This is a genomic window from Mesorhizobium sp. M4B.F.Ca.ET.017.02.2.1 (assembly GCF_003998955.1).
Taxonomy (GTDB): domain Bacteria; phylum Pseudomonadota; class Alphaproteobacteria; order Rhizobiales; family Rhizobiaceae; genus Mesorhizobium; species Mesorhizobium abyssinicae.
In genome coordinates this window covers 1-18750 of sequence record NZ_RZOF01000090.1, presented here as the reverse complement: position 1 = coordinate 18750, position 18750 = coordinate 1, and the positions used below count along the sequence as shown (strand labels likewise).

At 64.9% G+C, this 18750-nt stretch carries 15 protein-coding genes and 1 pseudogene; 12 read left to right on the top strand and 4 right to left on the bottom strand.

Annotated elements, in window-relative coordinates:
- Positions 1-102: pseudogene (locus EN738_RS13695) on the top strand (IS110 family transposase); the annotation flags it as partial.
- Between the two features lie 52 nt (positions 103-154).
- On the opposite strand, the gene EN738_RS13690 reads toward EN738_RS13695, so the two are convergent.
- The 3 genes from EN738_RS13690 to EN738_RS13680 form a co-directional block, all read right to left on the bottom strand.
- Positions 155-3286, bottom strand: a complete 3132-nt coding sequence (locus tag EN738_RS13690; RefSeq protein ID WP_127284151.1) for an efflux RND transporter permease subunit — start codon at positions 3284-3286, stop codon at positions 155-157.
- Positions 3283-4446 (bottom strand): efflux RND transporter periplasmic adaptor subunit, encoded by a 1164-nt coding sequence (locus tag EN738_RS13685; RefSeq protein WP_127284150.1) that lies wholly within the window; start codon positions 4444-4446, stop codon positions 3283-3285. The genes EN738_RS13690 and EN738_RS13685 overlap by 4 nt, the downstream gene beginning before the upstream one ends.
- A 166-nt stretch (positions 4447-4612) precedes the next feature.
- A complete protein-coding gene (locus EN738_RS13680; protein ID WP_127284149.1) occupies positions 4613-5440 on the bottom strand; it encodes a MurR/RpiR family transcriptional regulator in 828 nt (275 codons plus the stop codon).
- Between the two features lie 149 nt (positions 5441-5589).
- Between EN738_RS13680 and EN738_RS13675 the strand changes: the two genes are divergently transcribed.
- The 9 genes from EN738_RS13675 to EN738_RS13630 all read left to right on the top strand — a co-directional run bounded on the left by EN738_RS13675 (position 5590) and on the right by EN738_RS13630 (position 16390).
- On the top strand, positions 5590-6387 hold the full coding sequence (locus EN738_RS13675; protein WP_127284148.1) for an N-formylglutamate amidohydrolase: 798 nt from the start codon (positions 5590-5592) through the stop codon (positions 6385-6387).
- 40 nt (positions 6388-6427) lie between these two features.
- The gene (locus EN738_RS13670) at positions 6428-7984 is read left to right on the top strand and encodes an amino acid permease (RefSeq protein WP_127284147.1); all 1557 of its coding nucleotides are present in this window, start codon (positions 6428-6430) and stop codon (positions 7982-7984) included.
- Positions 7985-8071: 87 nt separating this feature from the next.
- Positions 8072-9442, top strand: coding sequence for a glutamine synthetase family protein (locus EN738_RS13665; RefSeq protein ID WP_127284146.1), 1371 nt, complete (start codon positions 8072-8074; stop codon positions 9440-9442).
- Between the two features lie 178 nt (positions 9443-9620).
- The gene (locus tag EN738_RS13655) at positions 9621-11009 is read left to right on the top strand and encodes an aldehyde dehydrogenase family protein (protein ID WP_127284144.1); all 1389 of its coding nucleotides are present in this window, start codon (positions 9621-9623) and stop codon (positions 11007-11009) included.
- Positions 11010-11027: 18 nt separating this feature from the next.
- Positions 11028-12200 carry an iron-containing alcohol dehydrogenase gene (locus EN738_RS13650; protein ID WP_127284143.1) on the top strand — a complete coding sequence of 391 codons (1173 nt, stop codon included), beginning with the start codon at positions 11028-11030 and terminating at the stop codon, positions 12198-12200.
- A 243-nt stretch (positions 12201-12443) separates the two neighbouring features.
- Positions 12444-13550, top strand: a complete 1107-nt coding sequence (locus tag EN738_RS13645) for an ABC transporter substrate-binding protein (protein ID WP_126058389.1) — start codon at positions 12444-12446, stop codon at positions 13548-13550.
- 61 nt (positions 13551-13611) lie between these two features.
- Positions 13612-14526 (top strand): ABC transporter permease subunit, encoded by a 915-nt coding sequence (locus EN738_RS13640; protein WP_127284142.1) that lies wholly within the window; start codon positions 13612-13614, stop codon positions 14524-14526.
- A complete protein-coding gene (locus tag EN738_RS13635; RefSeq protein ID WP_126058391.1) occupies positions 14523-15314 on the top strand; it encodes an ABC transporter permease in 792 nt (263 codons plus the stop codon). The genes EN738_RS13640 and EN738_RS13635 overlap by 4 nt, the downstream gene beginning before the upstream one ends.
- 11 nt (positions 15315-15325) lie before the next feature.
- Positions 15326-16390 (top strand): ABC transporter ATP-binding protein, encoded by a 1065-nt coding sequence (locus EN738_RS13630; protein WP_127284141.1) that lies wholly within the window; start codon positions 15326-15328, stop codon positions 16388-16390.
- Between the two features lie 20 nt (positions 16391-16410).
- On the opposite strand, the gene EN738_RS13625 is transcribed toward EN738_RS13630, so the two are convergent.
- Positions 16411-16599: a ClpX C4-type zinc finger protein gene (locus EN738_RS13625; protein ID WP_127284140.1), complete on the bottom strand. Its 189-nt coding sequence runs from the start codon at positions 16597-16599 to the stop codon at positions 16411-16413.
- Positions 16600-16788: 189 nt separating this feature from the next.
- Here EN738_RS13625 and EN738_RS13620 point away from each other — a divergent pair, with 189 nt between their 5' ends.
- Both EN738_RS13620 and EN738_RS13615 read left to right on the top strand, forming a co-directional pair.
- Positions 16789-18339 carry a sodium:proton antiporter gene (locus tag EN738_RS13620; protein ID WP_127284139.1) on the top strand — a complete coding sequence of 517 codons (1551 nt, stop codon included), beginning with the start codon at positions 16789-16791 and terminating at the stop codon, positions 18337-18339.
- 101 nt (positions 18340-18440) lie between these two features.
- Positions 18441-18750, top strand: a 310-nt coding sequence (locus tag EN738_RS13615; protein ID WP_348629086.1) for an endonuclease/exonuclease/phosphatase family protein, incomplete at its 3' end; no start/stop codon positions are given.

The following is an 18750-nucleotide window of genomic DNA, read 5'->3' as shown; positions in this document are numbered from 1 at the left end:
GTCGGCAAGCCGAAGATCGTCGCCGTCGTGGCCGTCATGCGAAAGCTGCTGACCATTCTCAACGCCATCATCCGCGACCAAAAACCATGGCAAACAGCTTGACAGCCAAGACAGTCGCTCTCCCCGTATAGTGACGGGGAGAGGAGAGCTAGACCTACTCCGCCGGCTCGACGTTGGTGTAGGCGGCTTCCTCGAGCTCGCGCTTCAGCCGCGCTTCCTCGTGCGTCTTCGGCGTAACGAAACGGCCGAGCAGCAGATAGGCGACCGGGGTCAGGAACAGGGTCGAGACGGTGGCGAGCCCAAGCCCGCCGACGATCACCCAGCCGAGCGCAATGCGCGCCTCGGCGCCGGCGCCGACGGCCAGCACCAGCGGCACGCCGCCGAGCACGGTGCAGATCATCGTCATCATCACCGGGCGCAGGCGGATGATGGAGGCCTGCTCGATCGCCTCGCGCACCCCGAGCCCACGGTCCCGCAGCTGGTTGGCGAACTCGACGATCAGGATGCCGTTCTTGGCCATGACGCCGACGAGCAGCACCAGGCCGATCTGGCTGTAGGCATTGAGGCTGGTCCCTGAGAGCAGGAGCGCGAAGATCGCGCATGCCAAACCCAATGGCACCGTCGCCATGATGATGATGGCGCTGACGAAGCTTTCGAACTGCGCGGCAAGCACCAGCAGGATGATGACCAGCGCGAAGCCGAAGATGGTGATCATGGCGCTGTTGGTCTCGCCCAGCGTCGCTGCCTCGGCGAGCGGCAGGATGCGGCTGCCCGGCGGCAAGAGCGGCGTGGCGATCTCCTCGGCGCGGCTCAGCGCGTCGCCGAGCGCGAAGTCGCCTGACAGGTTCGAGGTGGTGGCGACCGACGGCTGCTGCTGCTCGCGCGTCAGCGACGGCGGCACGGCGCGTTCGGTCAGCGTGGCGATGGTCGACATCGGCAGGAAGCGACCGTCGCCGGTCTTCACGAAGATGTTCTCGAGGTCGGTCGGGTCGTTGATAGGGTTGGTCGTCGACACCAGCTTCACGCCATAGCTGCGGTCGGCGATATAGACGTCGACGACGTCGTTGCCGTCGAGCATGGCCTGCAGCGTGTCGGCCAGCCCGGTAATGTCGATGCCGAGGTCGGAGGCGCGTTCGCGGTCGATGGCGACGGCAAGCTGGGGCTGGGTCGGGTCGACGGTGAGCCGTGGCGTCTGGAAGCGCTGGTCTTTCTGCATCTCGGCAATGACCTCGCCGGCCGCCTCGCCGAGCGCCTTGCGGTCGTTGCCGACCAGCGCGAACTGCAGGCCGTTGCCGGCGCCGCGGATGCCAAGGCTGTTGGGCTGTACGGGGAAGACGCGCACGCTCGGCACCTGCCTCGTCAATCGGCTGATCTCGGCCACGATCTGCTGCTGGCTGCGCGCTCGCTCATTCCACGGCGCCAGCGTCATCACCATGAAGCCTGAGTTGTAGGCGCCGTTCTGGCCGGCGTTTTCGAAGGTGCTGCGGATCTCGCCGGAATCGCGTAGCGGCTGGATCAACCTCTCGATCTTCTGCATCTGCTCGGTCGTGTAGTCGAGGCTGACGCCTTGCGGCGCGCTGATGCGCAACAAGACGACGGCGCGGTCCTCGCTCGGCGTCAGCTCCTGGCGGATGGTGCCGAAAAGCGTGAAGGCGATGCCGGCAAAAAGCACCGCCACCAGCACCACCAGCCACGGCGCGCCGAGGCAGGCGTGCAGGCAGCGCCGGTAGGTCGCGTTCAGCGCGCCGCCGATGCGGGCGCCGAGGCCCTTGCCGCCTTCATGGTGGAGCGAGGCGCTGGACAGCATGCGCGAGGCGAGCATCGGGCAAAGGGTGAGCGCGACCACGCAGGACAGAAGCACCGACATCGCCAGCACGAAGCCGAATTCGCGGAACAGGCCGCCGGTCTGGCCGGGCAGGAAGGAGATCGGCACGAAGACGGCGACCAGCGTCAGCGTGGTGGCGATGACGGCGAAGAACACTTCCTGCGCGCCGAGCACGGCGGCGGCGCGGGGCCCCATGCCTTCGTTGCGCCGGCGCACGATGTTTTCGAGCACGACGATGGCGTCGTCGACGACGAGGCCGGTCGCCAGCACCAGCGCCAGCAGCGTCAGGATGTTGACCGAGAAGCCGGCGAGATAGATCGCGGCGATGGTGCCGATCATGGCGACCGGCATCGACAGGCCGGGGATCAGCGTCGCGCGCCAGTCGAGCAGGAAGGCGTAGATGACGATCAGCACGATCGAGACCGAGAGCGCCAGCGCGATCTCGACCTCGTGCACGGCGCCGTTGACGAAGACCGCGTCGTCGCTGGTGACCTTGATCGACATGCCTTGGGGCAGGTTCTCCTGCAGCTTGGCGACCGCCGCCCTGACGCCGGTCGAGATGTCCAGCGTGTTCGATTCCGCCTGGCGGATGATGCCGAGGCCGATGCCGGTCTTGCCATCCGAACGCAACGCCGTCTGGCCGACGTCGGGGCCGAGCGTGACGGTGGCGACATCGCGGATGCGCGTCTTGCCGCCGACGGTGATGTTCTCGAACTCCTCCGGCGTCGTCACGTCCGCCGTCGTGCGCACGATAAGGTCCTGGTTGGTGGTGGTGATCGAGCCGGCCGGCGAATCGAAGGCGACCGAGGCAAGGGCCGTGCGGAGATCGGCGACGGTGAAGCCGTGGCTGGCGAGCTTGTTCTGGTCGACGTCGATGCGGAAGATCTTGTCGCGGTCACCGGAGACCTGGACGTCGGCAACGCCCGGGACGGCGGCGAGCTCGTCCTCGATCTGGTCCTGGACGATCACCGTCATGTCCTGCACCGACATGGTGTCGGAGGTGACCGCCAGTCGCATCACCGGCTCGGAATTGGCATCGGCCTTGACGATGCGCGGCGTGTCGGCCGTGTCCGGTATCTGGTTGGAGATGCGGCTGACGGCGTCGCGCACATCGGAGGCGGCGACGTCGAGATCGACACCGTCGTTGAACTCGATGGTGACGCGGCTGTTGCCGAAGGAGGAGGTCGACGAGATCGACTTGACGCCGGAGACGCGCGCGACCGCACCCTCGATCGTGTCGGTAAGCTCGCGATCGACGGTCTCGGCTGCGGCGCCCTCGAAGGTGGTGCTGACGGTGATGACGGGGCGGTCGACATCCGGCAGTTCGCGGATCTCGACGCCATAGAAGGCGGCAAGGCCGGCGACCGCGATCAGCGTGTTCAGCACCAGGGCCATGACCGGCCGGCGGATGAACAGCGCGGTGAAGCCGCTCTCGCTGGCGGTGTTGGCGCCGCCGCTCATGGGCTGCCGGCTTCGGCGGCGCGCTGCTCCTCGCCGGCGATGCGGACCTCGCCGCCCTCGCTGACGCTCTGGGTGCCTTCGGTCACCACCATGTCGCCGCTGACGATCGGCGCGTCGATCAGCACCGTCTCGGTGTTGCGCTGGATGATGCGCACGGGAACGCGTTTGGCCTTGCCGTCGGCGACCGCCCAGACATAGGCGCCGTCGGACCCCCACAGGATCGCCAGCGGGCTAACCGCCGGATAGGAGTCGCCCGGGAATTTCATGCTGATCTGGAACGACATGCCGGCGCGCAGCGAATCCGCCGGGTTGGCGATCGTCGCCTTGACCAGCAGCGTGCGACTGACCTCGTCGATATGGTTGTCGATTGCCGAGACCGTGCCGGTATAGGCCTGGCTGGGGTTGGCGATCGGCGTCGCCGACAGTTGCGCGCCGACCTTGACGGCGGCGGCGAAGCGCTCGGGCACCAGGAAGTCGACCAGGATCGAGGAGCGGTCGTCGAGCGTGGCGATGGCCGACTGGCTGGTCACGTAATTGCCGGCCGAAATCGGCAGGATGCCGACGGTGCCCGCTATCGGCGCCACGACCGAGCGGCGCTGCAGGGCGAGCTCGGCGTCGCGCAACGACAGCTTGGCGTTGGCCAGCGCCACCTCGGCATCGGCGACGGCGACCGGCGTCGCGGCGTTCGAGGCCCGCAGCGACTTGACCCGGTCGAGCTTGTCCTGCGCGTCCTGCAGGCCGACCTTGGCGCGGTCCTCGGCAATCACCTCGGTGTCGGAATCGAGCGTGGCGATGACCTGGCCCTTGTCGACATGGGTTCCGGAGGCGACCAGGAATTCCACGAGACGTCCGGAACTGTAAGGGTTGACCGTCACCGAGGCGTTGGCTCTGCCGGTGCCGATCGTTTGCAAGCGGTCGTTGATGGTGGCGGTGCTCGCCGGCAGGGCGACGACATTGGCCGGTCGCCGGGTGCTGTCGCGACCGCTCGCCTGCCTTGCCGGGTCGACGGCGCCGGTCGTCTGCGCCGATGTCGCGGCATCGGCCCATTCGATGCCCCAGCGTGCCAGCACCTCATGCGCGCCGGGGAAAAAGCGTACCCAGGCGGCCGCGGCGGCCACCAGGATCACAAGCGCAAAAACGATCTGTTTCCAGGCGGCCATCGGCACTCCGGTCGGCAAAACGCCTACAGTTTCCCCAAGCAAAAAACGCAGCGACGCACCCCGGCAATGTGCGAAGCCACGCGATATCATGGCTTTATGGCAATTCTGCCGCTGCCGTGCACATTAAATCTGCGTAACGTTGGCCGGCCGCCGGACCAAATGTTGCCTAGCGCAGCCCTTCCAGTTCGCGGATGCGCTTGGCGCCGTCGGCCTCGAGCTGCCTCGTGACGGCTCCGATCAGCGTCTCGGCGACGACGAAGAGGGCGGCCGAGGAATCCCAGGCCGAGGGCACGGCGGTGCGTCCGGCGATGACGTGGCGGGCGAAACGGGCGATCGGCGACAGCCACTGGTCGGTGAACAGAACGATCTGGACGCCGCGCTGATGCGCCGTCTCGGCAAAGCGCACCAGGCTGTCCTGGTAGCGCCTGATGTCGAAGATCACCAGCACGTCGCGCTTGCCCATGTCGATCAGCCGGTCGCGCCAGATGCTCTCCTGTCCGGCGAGGTGATAGACGTCCGGCTGGACGATGGCGAGGTGGGCGGCCATGTAGCGCGCCAGCGGGTCGGTGAAGCGGCCGCCGATCAGGAAGGTCTTGCCGCGCCGCTCGGCAAGTTTCGCGGCGATGTCGGCCAGTTGCTTGTCGGACAGGTGCCTGAAGGTCTCGCGCATGTTCTCGAGCGTCGCCTCGAGCATCGGCGACACCGCGCCGCCGCCGGGCGAGGCCGGGTTGAGGGTGCGCGATGCCGGCGACTGCAATTGCGCCGCCAGCTCGTCCTGAAGCGCCGACTGGAATTCCGGATAGTTCTGGAAGCCGAGACGGGCAACGAAACGCAGGATCGTCGGCGAGGACACGCCGGCGGCGGCCGAAAATTCGGCGACGGTCTTAAGCCCGATCAGCGGATAGTTGGCGATCAGCGTCTGCGCCGCGCGCCGCTCGCCGGCCGGCATGGCGCCGATGCGGTCGGAAATCAGTTCGGCGATGCTGGAGATCATGGTTTTTCCCCCACCTATTGGCCCGGTCGACGCTGTTCCTCGAAATCGCGTTTGACAAAGCCGGACAAACTGTATGAAATCATCCGCAGGGACGCAATGAGACAAAATACGTAACATACGATACAGCGCTCCCGAGGGGACGACTGACTATGGAGACAGCACGGCCCGCCAGCCCTGCATCGCCTGAAACCGTAAGGGTGACCAACCCCGGCGGGGCGAGCCCATTTGTTCTGACTTGCGACCACGCCTCCAACTTCCTGCCGCCTGAATTCGGCACGCTCGGCCTGCCGACGGAGGACCTCTCCCGCCACATCGCCTGGGATCCCGGCGCACTGCCCGTCGCCCATCGCATGGCCGCCGCGCTCGATGCCACGCTGGTCGAAACCTGCATCTCGCGCCTCGTCATCGACTGTAACCGGCCGCTCGATGCGCCGGACCTCGTGCCTCCGGTCAGCGAGACCACGGTCATTCCCGGCAATGCCGGTCTGTCGGACAAGCAGCGCGCGACGCGCATCGATCTGTCGTGGCGGCCGTTCCACGACACGATCGCAGGCATCATCGACCAGCGGCTGGCGCGCGGACTGGAAACGCGGCTGGTGTCGGTGCATTCCTTCACGCCGGTCTACAAGGGCAAGAGCCGGCCCTGGCACATCGGCATCATCCATGACGAGGACCGCCGGCTGGCGGCGCCCCTGATCGCAGCGCTCAAGCGGCTCGCCGGCGTCACTGTTGGCGTCAACGAACCCTATTCGCCGGCCGACCGCGTCTATTTCACGCTGGAACGCCATGCGCGATCGCGCGGCCTTGCCTGCGCGATGATCGAAATCCGCAACGATGAAATCTCCGGCGAGGCCGGGCAGCGGAGATGGGCGGATCTGCTCACCGGCATTTTTTCTGATCTGGAGCCCGAGGAGGCCAGCGGCTCCCGACAACGCGCAGTGGGATAGTCAGTACAATCGGCCAGCTAAGAACTAAAGGGGACTTCAAATGGCAGCACCGGGTTATACCGAAGTTGATAAGGCGGAGGACGTAAAGCACCTCCACAGCATGGGCTACGCCCAGGAACTGGAGCGGCGCCTCAGCCGCTTTTCGAATTTCGCGGTTTCGTTCTCCATCATCTGCATCCTGTCCGGCGGCATCAATTCGCTGGCGCAGGCCACCTCCGGCGCCGGCGGCATCGGCATCGGCATCGGCTGGCTGGTCGGCTGCTTCGTCTCGCTGACCTTCGCCGTCGCCATGTCGCAGATCAGCTCGGCCTATCCGACGGCCGGCGGCCTCTATCACTGGGGTTCGATCCTCGGCAATCGCGGCACCGGCTGGGTGACTGCCTGGCTCAACCTGCTCGGCCTGATCACCGTGCTCGGCGCCATCAATGTCGGCACCTGGACCTTCTTCGTCGGCGCCTTCGGACCGGCGCTGGGAATCGAGGGCAATCTGACCAACCAGATGATCTTCCTGATCATCATCACCGGCGCCCAGGCGCTGATCAACCATCTGGGCATCAAGCTGACGGCGAAGCTCACCGACTTCTCGGGCTATCTCATCTTCCTCGGCTCGATCCTGATCGCGATCGTCTGCCTTGCCGCAGCCGAGACCTGGGATTTCAGCCGTCTCTTCACGTTCCACAACTACTCGGGCGAGGCCGGCGCCAATGTTTGGCCGTCGGTGTCGAACGCTTGGGTGTTCGCGCTCGGCCTGCTGCTGCCGATCTACACCATCACCGGCTACGACGCCTCGGCACACACCTCCGAGGAAACCATCAAGGCGGCCAGTTCCGTGCCGCGCGCCATGGTCATGTCAGTCATCTGGTCGGCCGTCTTCGGCTACCTGTTCCTGGCCGCCTTCATCCTGATGATCCCGAACATGGACGATGCCGCCAAGCAGGGCTGGAACGTGTTCTTCTGGGCCTTCGACCAGCGTGTCAGCCCCGGCATCAAGGAGTTCGTCTACCTCGTCGTGTTCGTCGCGCAGCTGCTGTGCGGCCTGGCGACGGTGACGTCGGCTTCGCGCATGATCTTCGCCTTCTCGCGTGACGGCGGGCTGCCGGGTTCGGCGGCACTGGCCAAGGTCAGCCCGACCTATCGCACGCCGGTGGCGGCGATCTGGACGGCGTCGATCCTGTCGGTGCTGTTCGTCTGGGGTTCGACGCTGGTTTCGGTCGCCGGTACCTCGGCCTACACCATCGTGGTGTCCTGCACGGTCATCTTCCTGTTCCTGTCCTTCACCGTGCCGATCGTGCTCGGCATGCTGGCCTGGGGCACGCCGAAGTGGGACAAGATGGGCCCGTGGAACATGGGGCGTGCGATCTTCATGCTGTTCGGCGTCCTCTCCATTCTGTCGATGATCCTGATCTTCGTCATCGGCATACAGCCGCCGAACGACTGGGCGCTCTACATCACCGTCGGCTTCTTCATCCTGACGGCGATCGTGTGGTTCGCGTTCGAGCGCAACCGCTTCCAGGGTCCGCCGCTCGGCGACATCATCGCGGCGCGCCAGGCGGCGATCCAGGCGGCCGAACAGGCGGTCGGCGAAACCGGCCACTGACTTCCATAACCTTGGCCATGGCCGGCCTCGCGCCGGCCATGGCTGCGTTTATCCCTCTCAACGACCAAGCGCTGGAGTGCCAAAGGAATGGCCGGAAATTTCTCGTTCGATCAGTTGAAGAAAGCGGTCTCCAATGGCGAGATCGACACGGTTCTGGCCTGTATCGTCGACATGCAGGGCCGGCTCGCCGGAAAGCGGTTCCTTGCCCAGTATTTCGTCGATTCCGCCCATGGCGAGACGCATGGCTGCAACTATCTGCTTGCCTGCGACATCGATATGGAGCCGGTGCCGGGCTACAAGGCGGCGAGCTGGTCGAAGGGCTATGGCGACTTCGTCATGAAGCCGGACCTGGCGACGCTGCGGCGGCTGCCGTGGCTCGAAAAGACGGCGCTGGTGATTTGCGACGTACTCGACCACCACGACCATGAAGACCTCACGCATTCGCCGCGTGCCATCCTGAAGAAGCAGGTCAAGCGCCTCAAGGACCGCGGCTATATTGGCTACTTCGCCTCCGAGCTCGAATTCTACCTCTTCAACGAGACCTACGATTCCGCCCGCAAGAAGCACTGGCAGGGCCTCGACTCAGCCTCGCCCTACATCGGCGACTACCAGATCGGCATCACCACCAAGGAAGAAGGCGTCATGCGCCGGCTTCGCAACGAGATGGAAGCTGCCGGCATTCCGATCGAGAACTCCAAGGGCGAATGGGGCCCGGGCCAGGAAGAGATCAACGTGCGCTACGCCGAAGCGCTCGACATGGCCGACCGCCACGTCATCCTGAAGAACGGCGCCAAGGAGATCGCCGATTCCGAAGGCAAGTCGATCTCCTTCATGGCCAAGTACAATTACGGGCTCGCCGGCAACTCCAGCCACATCCACAATTCGCTGTGGAGCGCCGACGGCAAGACGCCGCTGTTCTTCGACAAAAACGCCGAATGGACGCTGTCGACGCTCGGCCAGCAATGGGCCGCGGGCCAGCTCAAATACGCCAAGGAGTTCACCTGGTTCCTGGCGCCCTACATCAACTCCTACAAGCGCTTCCAGGCCGGCACCTTCGCGCCGACCAAGATCATGTGGAGCGAGGACAACCGCACCGCCGGTTTCCGCCTGTGCGGCGAGGGCACCAAGGGCATCCGCATGGAATGCCGGATCGGCGGCGCTGACTTGAACCCCTACCTCGCCTTCGCGGCGCTGATCGCGTCCGGCCTTGCCGGCATCGACGAGAAGCTGGAACTGCAGAAGCCGTTCGTCGGTGACGCCTACCAGGCCTCGCGCCTGCCGGAGATCCCGAAGACGCTGCGCGATGCCACCGAGACGCTGTCGAAGTCGAAGATGCTGAAGCAGGCCTTCGGCGAGGATGTTGTCGAACACTATGTGCATACGGCCCGCTGGGAGCAGTTCGAGTACGACCGCCGCATCACCGATTGGGAACTGCACAGGGGTTTCGAGCGGTACTAAGGTGCCGGGTTAGCGTCGGCGTTGCCCCTCGCCCTTACCCTCTGCCGGCGAAGAAAGGGGGAGGGGCGTCAGCGCAGGAGTTTCGCCCTTCTCCCGTATGGGGGAGGGTGCCGGCAGGCGGATGAGGGGCGGCGCCACGCCACATGATTTTCGATTGTTGTAAAACTGCGAGGAAGACATGACCGAGACGGTCAAACTCAAATCACCCATCGACGGCTCGATCTATGCCGAGCGGCCGGTCGCGACGGACCAGGCGATCAATGCCGCGGTCGAGCGCGCCAAGGCGGCGCAGGAGAAGTGGGCGGAGACGCCGGTCGTCGAGCGCGGCAAGTACATGCTGGCGATGCTCGAAGCGCTGGTCGCCATGACCGACGAGATCGTGCCGGAGATCGCCTGGCAGATGGGCCGCCCGGTGCGCTATGGCGGCGAGTTCGGCGGCGTCAAGGAACGCGTCAACTACATGGTCGAGATCGCCGAACAGGCGTTGAAGCCGGTCCTGGCCTCCAACCCGAAGGACGGCTTCCGCCGTTATGTGAAGAAGGTGCCGCTCGGCGTGGTCATGGTCATCGCGCCGTGGAACTACCCCTATCTCACCGCCGTCAACACCATCGTGCCGGCGCTGATGGCCGGCAGCGCGGTCATCCTCAAGCATGCGGCGCAGACGCTTCTGGTCGGCGAACGATTCCAGCAGGCCTTCGACAAAGCCGGCCTGCCCAAGGGCCTGTTCCAAAACCTCGTCCTGAACCACGGCCAGACCGAGAGGCTGCTCGGTTCCGGCAAGATCGACCATGTCAACTTTACCGGCTCGGTCGCCGGCGGCCGCGCAATCGAGAAGGCGGCGGCCGGCACCTTCATGAGCCTCGGCCTCGAGCTCGGCGGCAAGGATCCGGCCTATGTGCTGCCCGACGCCAAGATGGACCATGCGGTCGCCAATCTGGTCGACGGCGCCTTCTTCAATTCCGGCCAGTGCTGCTGCGGTATCGAGCGCGTCTATGTTCACGAGAACGTCTATGACGAGTTTGTCGAGGGCTTCATCGCCGAGACGAAGAACTATGTCGTCGGCAATCCGCTGGAGCAGGCGACGACGCTGGGGCCGATGGCGCAGGCACGCTTCGCCGACCTGATCCGCGAGCAGAAGGCCGAGGCGCTGCGCAAAGGCGCCACCGCGCATGTCAACATGAAGGTGGCCGAGGACAAGGCAGGCTCGCCTTATCTGGCGCCGGAGGTGCTGACCAATGTCGACCACCAGATGAGCGTCATGCGCGAGGAGAGCTTCGGCCCGATCGTCGGCATCATGAAGGTGCGCAACGACGAGGAGGCGATCGCGCTGATGAATGACAGTCCCTACGGGCTGACGGCGTCTATCTGGACGCGCGACACCGAGCATGCGGCGGCGATCGGCGACCGCGTCGAGACCGGCACCGTGTTCATGAACCGCTGCGACTATCTCGATCCGGCGCTCGTTTGGACCGGCGTCAAGGACACCGGCAAGGGCGCGGCACTTTCGGCGATCGGCTACGACAATCTGACCCGGCCGAAATCCTACCACCTGCGCGAAGCAATCTGATTTTTCGAAAGACAGAAAATGTCCAAGCTCATCTCCAAATGGAACTACCCGACCACCGTCCGCTTCGGCGCCGGCCGCATCAAGGAACTGCCAGACGTGCTGGCAGCCACAGGCATCAAGCGGCCGCTCTTCGTCACCGATCCTGGGTTGGCGAAACTGCCGGTCGTCGCCTCGACGCGGAAGATCCTCGACGACGCCAAAGTTCCCTATGGCGTGTTTTCCGAGGTCAAGCCGAACCCGGTCGATTCCAACCTGACCGCCGGCATCGCGGTGTTCAAGAAGGGCAAGCATGACGGCGTTATCGCCTTCGGCGGCGGCTCGGCGCTCGACCTCGGCAAGCTGATCGCCTTCCAGGCAGGGCAGACGCGGCCGGTGTGGGACTTCGAGGATGTCGGCGACTGGTGGACGAGAGCCGATTCCGACGCGATCGCGCCGATCATCGCGGTGCCGACCACCGCCGGCACCGGTTCGGAAGTCGGCCGCGCCGGCGTCATCACCAATGAGGCGACGCACACCAAGAAGGTCATCTTCCATCCGAAGCTCCTGCCGGCGATCGTGATCGCCGATCCGGAGCTGTCGGTCGGCATGCCGGGCTTCATCACCGCCGGCACCGGCATGGACGCGCTGGCGCACTGCCTCGAAGCCTATTGCGCGCCGGGCTATCATCCGATGGCTGACGGCATCGCGGTGGAAGGCATTCGGCTGGTGTTCGAGAACCTGCCCAAGGCCTTCGCCAACGGCAAGGACCTGGTCGCCCGCGCCCATATGATGAGCGCCGCGGCGATGGGCGCGGCGGCCTTCCAGAAGGGGCTGGGCGCCATCCACTCGCTGTCGCATCCGATCGGCGCGCTCTACGACACCCATCACGGCATGACCAACGCCGTGTTCATGCCCTATGTGCTGGCCTTCAACCGCGACGCCATCGACGAGCGCATCGCCCGGCTCGCCGCCTATTGCGGCATCAAGGGCGGCTTCGACGGTTTCGCCAAGGCGATCATCAAGCTGCGCAAGGAGCTCAAGGTGCCGCATGCGCTGCCCGGCCTGATCAAGGGCCTCGACATGGACAAGAAGCGCAAGGGGCTGATCGCCGACATGGCGGTGGTCGATCCGACCGCCGGCGGCAACCCGGTCAAGCTGACCAAGAAGGCGGCACTGACGCTGCTGGAAAACGCCATCGCCGGCGCTGTCTGAGACAGATTTCAGGCGTCGGAATTGATCCGGAAACGAGGGGAAAGGAAAGGGGAGAGGGCGAAAAACAAGGCGGGAAATAATTAGCCGGAAAAATAATCGCGAGGCGATTGCTACACCCGGTTAAAAAGAGTTTACTTTTTCGTACTGCGGGGTGCCGGTTTCACAAAGCTTTCATCTGGCTGTCACACGAAAACGATACCGCAACGCAGGCGTCCAACGGCGTCAGTTCAACGGAGAGAACACATGTTCAAATTCACGGGGAAAGTGCTTTCCCTTTCGGCCGCGACCCTGATGGTGTCGTCGGTGATTTCGTCCGCGGCTTCGCTGGATGAACTCGTCAAGGCGGCCAAGGCGGAGGGCGAGCTCACCACGATCGCGCTGCCGCATGACTGGTGCGGTTACGGCGCCGTCATCGATGGCTTCAAGGCGAAGTATCCGGAGATCAAGATCAACGAACTCAATCCGGATGCCGGCTCGGGCGACGAGATCGAGGCGATCAAGGCCAACAAGGACAACAAGGGCCCGCAGGCGCCTGACGTCATCGACGTCGGCCTGTCCTTCGGCCCGTCGGCAAAGGCTGATGGCCTGATCCAGGCCTACAAGGTGTCGACCTGGGACTCGATCCCGGACAGCGCCAAGGATGCGGATGGCTTCTGGACCGGTGACTATTACGGCGTGCTGTCCTTCCTGGTGAACAAGGATCTGGTCAAGGAAGCGCCGGCTGACTGGGCCGACCTCTTGAAGGCAGACTATGCCAACACGGTTGCCCTCGCCGGTGACCCGCGCGCCTCGAACCAAGCCATCCAGGCCGTCTACGCCGCCGGCCTTTCCGGTGGCGCGGCCGCTGGCGAAGCCGCCGGCACCGCCGGCCTAGACTTCTTCAAGAAGCTCAACGCCGCCGGCAATTTCGTGCCGGTCATCGGCAAGCCGGCGACGCTCGCCCAGGGCCAGACGCCGATCCTGGTCACCTGGGATTACAACGCGCTTGCCGGCCGCGACACGCTGAAGGGCAACCCGCCGGTCGATGTCGTCGTGCCGAAGACCGGCGTCGTCGCCGGCGTCTACGTGCAGGCGATCAGCGCCTACGCGCCGCACCCGAATGCTGCCAAGCTGTGGCTCGAGTATCTCTACTCCGACGAAGGCCAGATCGGCTGGCTGAAGGGCTATTGCCACCCGATCCGCTTCAACGACCTCGCCAAGAACGGCAAGCTCCCGGCCGACGTGATGGCCAAGCTGCCGCCGGCCGAGGCCTATGCATCGGCTGTCTTCCCGACCCTCGATGAACAGGGCAAGGCCAAGGAAGCAATCACCAAGAACTGGGATGCCGTTGTCGGCGCCAACGTGAAGTAACACAGTGTAAGGGCCGGGCGGCCTTGGCCGCCCGGCTCCTCTCAAAGACGGCAGCCGGCGCATGACCGATCTCTCGCTCTCCAACCAGGCCATTGCGGGAAAGACCGCGCCGCCCGCCGAGGCGCGAAGGCTGCGGCTCCCGACGCAATGGCTCGGCGTCACGCCGTTCTTCGTCTTCGCGATCATGTTCCTGATCCTGCCCACGCTCTACCTGATGCTGGGCGCCTTCCAGAACGACGCAGGCGAGTTCACGCTCGAAAACATCGCGGCCCTGGCGCAGCCGTCGATCGTTGCCGCCTACTGGATTTCCATCAAGGTCAGCCTTGCCTCGGCGCTGATCGGCGCCTTCGCCGGGCTCGCCATCGCCATTGCCATCGTGCGTGGCGGCCTGCCGGACTGGATACGCTCGGCGACGCTGACATTTTCCGGTGTCGCTTCCAATTTCGCCGGCGTGCCGCTGGCCTTCGCCTTCCTTGCCACGCTGGGCCGGCTCGGGCTCGCCACCGTCATCCTGAACACCGTGTTCGGCCTGAACATCTACGCGCACGGCTTCAACATCCTGTCCTTCTGGGGCCTGACGCTGACTTATGTCTACTTCCAGATCCCACTGATGGTGGTCATCATCACGCCGGCTATCGACGGGCTGAAGAAGGAATGGGGTGAAGCTGCCGCGACGCTCGGCGCGACCACGGCGCAGTATTGGCGCATGGTGGTCATTCCGGTGATCTGGCCGAGCTTCCTCGGCACCGTGATCCTGCTCTTCGCCAACGCCTTCGGGGCGATCGCCACCGCCTATGCGCTGACCGGTTCCTCGCTCAACATCGTGCCGATCCTGCTCTACGCGCAGATCCGTGGCGACGTGCTGCACAACGCGCATCTCGGCTATGCGATCGCCTTCGGCATGATCGTCATCACCGGTCTCGCCAATGTCTTCTACATCTGGTTCCGGACCCGCTCGGAGAGGTGGCTCAAATGAAGTCCGGCAGATTCTGGGCCTGGGTCGTCTTCGCGCTGGGCGCGGCCTATTTCTTCATTCCGCTGATCGCGACCGTCGAATTCTCGATGCGCATGCGGCGCGGCGCCTATTCGTTCGACGCCTATCAGATCGTGCTGGGGGACGAACGCTTCCAGGCCACATTCATGTATTCGGTGGTCGCGGCGATCTTCACCATCATCCTCGGCGTGCTGATCGTGGTGCCCGCAGCCTACTGGATCCGGCTGCGTCTGCCGCAGATCAGGCCGGTGGTCGAGTTCATCACGCTGTTGCCTCTGGTCATTCCGGCCATCGTCATCGTCTTTGGCTACATCCGGATGTACGGCTCAAACTCGCCGCTGCCGTTCCTCGCCAGCGACACGGGCACCAACGCCCTGCTGGTCATCGGCTATGCGACGCTGGCGCTGCCCTACATGTACCGGGCGGTCGATACCGGGCTGCGCACCATCGATGTCAGGACGCTGACGGAAGCGGCGCAGATCCTCGGCGCCGGCTGGGGGACGATCATCACCCGTGTCATCCTGCCCAATGTGCTGATCGCGGTGTTGTCGGGCGCCTTCCTGACCTTCGCCATCGTCATCGGCGAATTCACCATGGCGAGCCTGCTCAATCGGCCGGCCTTCGGACCGTATCTGCAGAATATCGGCGCCAACCGCGCCTATGAGCCGGCGGCGCTTGCCATCATCGCCTTCGCCATCACCTGGGGCTGCATGTCGCTGATCCAGATCCTTTCCCGCTTCGCGCCGAAATCGGCGAACCGCCCGAACTGAAAGTCAAAGCCATGGCCGAGCCGTTCCTCTCCATCCAGCATGTGCGAAAGTCCTTCGGTGCCACGACTGTGGTCGAGGATTTCAACCTCGACGTTGCGCCGGGCGAGTTCGTGTCCTTCCTTGGCCCATCGGGCTGCGGCAAGACGACGGTGCTGCGCATGGTCGCCGGTTTCGAGGAGCCGAGCGCCGGCAAGATCGTGGTGGCTGGCAAGGACATCACGCGGCTGAAGCCCAACCAGCGCAATGTCGGCATGGTGTTCCAGGCCTACGCGCTGTTTCCCAATCTGACGGTGGCGCAGAACATCGGCTTCGGGCTGAAGGTGGCGGGCATGGCCAAGGCCGCCATCGATTCCCGCGTCGCCGAGATGCTCGACATCATCAAGCTGCCGCAGATGGCCGACCGCTATCCCTATCAGCTTTCCGGCGGCCAGCAGCAGCGCATCGCGCTGGCGCGCGCGATCGCGCCGAAGCCGAAGCTCTTGCTGCTCGACGAGCCGCTGTCGGCGCTCGACGCCAAGGTGCGCGTGTCGCTGCGCGAGGAGATCCGTTCGATCCAGAAGAAGCTCGGCATCACCACCATTTTCGTCACCCACGACCAGGAAGAGGCGCTGTCGATCTCCGATCGCATCGCCGTCATGTATGGCGGCAAGGCCGAGCAGGTCGGCACGCCGTTCGAGATCTATAACCGGCCGGCGACGAAGTTCGTCGCCAATTTCGTCGGCACACTCAATGTGCTGGAAGGCACGGTCACCGACGCCGCCGCCGGCAAGGTGCGTGTCAATGCGCAGGAGGTCGCGCTCGAGGGCAAGCTCAATGGCTCGAAGTCCGGCGACACGCTGTCGCTCGCGCTCAGGCCCGAGGCGATTTCGCTGGGGTGGCAACCCGGCCATGACACCAGCCTTTCCGGCGAGATCGCCGAAGTGCACTTCCTCGGCTCGGTCATCCGGGTGCGCGTCGGCATTGGCGGCAACACGGTGTCGCTCGACACGTTCAACAATTCGACGACGCCACCGCCCGTGGTCGGCGAGAAGGCCGACATCTCGTTCTCATCCGGCGACATGCTGGTGCTGCACTGACCTCGCTGCAGCGAGTTCTGTCAGGACTTCAAAGCAAGCGTTGCCAGGAACTGGCGATGCTGTTCCAGCCAGCCGGGATTTTGTGTTGCGACGATCTCGACGCATAGCTGGACGCATTCGTTGCAAATGAAGGCGTCCGGGCCGGCAATTATCTGCAGCACGTCTGCCTCGGATTTTCCACAGAACGAGCAACTCGGTTCCGATGCCATGGCGCCCTCCTTCAAATCGTTGCGGAAATAGGAACGTCCTGGTAGGCGTCAAGGCCCTACTGGTCGACCGACGCTTACGGCCTGCCTTGAGGCCTGCATATTGCCAGGCAAGCAACACCCGCTGGACAATCAACGGCATCCTGTCACCTTGTCCCGGTCCACCGACCTTCCAGCCGCTACGACATTTTCATGGCCCTGTTCGAACTGACCCTTGTCCTGCTTTTGATCGCCGTCGCGCTGGCGGCGCTGTCGCGGCGGCTGGAGGTACCTTATCCTTCGCTGCTAGCCTTGGCCGGGGTGGGGATCGCCTTCGTGCCCGGCGCGCCGACCATCGAGATCGATCCGGAACTGGCGCTTGCGCTGTTCATCGCGCCGGTGCTCCTCGACGCCGCCTATGACACCTCGCTGCGCGACCTGAAGCGCTACCGGCTGTCGCTGGCGCTGCTGGCGCTTGGCGCTGTCGTCTTCACCACCGTGGTCGTTGCCTTCGTCGGCTGGAAGATGGCCGGGCTGCCGATCGCGGCGGCGATCGCGCTTGGCGCTATCGTCGCGCCGCCCGATGCCGTAGCCGCGAGCGCCGTGCTCGGCCAGTTCAAGGTGCCGCACCGCATCACCGCCATCCTGCAGGGCGAGAGCCTGCTCAACGATGCGACCGCGCTGCTGATCTACAGGATCGCGGTTTCGGCCGCCATCGGCTCGGTCATGCTGAAGGACGCGGTGCCGGTGATCCTTTTGTCGACGGTTGGCAGCGTCGTCGCTGGCTATCTGTTCGGCCGCTTCTCGCTGCTGACACTGACGCGCATCGAGGATGCGGCAAGCAGCACCGTGGTGCAGTTCGCCGGTACATTCGGTGTCTGGATAGTTGCCGACAGGCTCGGGCTGTCGGCCATCATCACCATCGTCGTTTATGCCATGACCATTGCGCGAACCGCGCCGCGCCTGATGTCGGCGCGCAGGCGCGTCAGCACCTATTCGGTCTGGGAATCGGCGGTGTTCGTGCTGAACGTGTTGGCTTTCGTGCTGATGGGCCTGCAGGCACGCTCGATCGTCGGCCGGCTCTCCGGCGACGGGCAAGGCGATGCCTTTCTCTTCGCCGCGACGGTGCTGGCCGTCGTCATCGGGGCGCGCCTCGTCTGGGTCGCGAGCTACGTTGCGGTCATGCGATGGGTTGCCCGCGTCGACAGCGAAGACAAAAAGCGCGATGCGCCGACATTTCGCGGCGCCGTGCTCGTCGGCTGGTGCGGCATGCGGGGACTGGTGACGCTGGTGGTGGCGATTGCGCTGCCGGCTGGCTTCCCGGGGCGTGACCCGATCGTGCTTGCCGCCTTCGCGGTCGTTCTCGGCACGCTGGTGCTGCAAGGCATGAGCCTGAAGCCTCTGCTCAGGGTACTCGACTTCGAACCGGATACGACGATAGACCGCGAGGTGGCCGAGGCGCGCGTCGCCGTCATGCAGGCCGCGCTCGACGTCCTGAACCACAAGACGTCGGCCGCGGCGGCAGTGGTGCGCGAGCAGTATGAGGCGCAGCGCCGGGTCGCCGAGAACCCTGAGGACGCCCAGGCGGCGACCGAATATGACCGGCTGCGCCTCTATGCCATCAAGCGCCAGCGCGACGCGCTGGAGGAATTGCGCCGCAACGGCACAATCGGCGACGAGGCCTATCACCGGCTGGAGGAGGAAATCGACTGGTCGGAACTAGCGGCGTCGCCGGCGGGGCGGTTCCAGCCGCTGACGACCTAGGCGGTTTACTCCTCCTGGCCTAGCCCCGTCGCCATTGCGGTACATTGCAACACCATCACGGAACCGCTAGTGCCATCGCCGAAAGTTGAGCCGGGTAATCAATGAAGCTCGTCAGCTACAACATCCAGTACGGGTTCGGCAGCGACGGCCGCTACGATCTGGCGCGCGCCGCGCGCGTCGTCGACGGCGCCGACATCATCGCCTTGCAGGAGGTCGAGCGGCATTGGCAGCGGACCAACGAGGACGACCAGCCGGAAATTCTGTCGCGACTGCTGCCCGATTACCACTGGGTCTACGGCCCGGCTTTCGACATGGATGCCAGCGAGCGGCGCGACGGCCGCATCGTCAACCGCCGCCGGCAGTTCGGCACCATGGTGCTGTCGAAGCTGCCGATCGTCTGGTCCAGGTTGC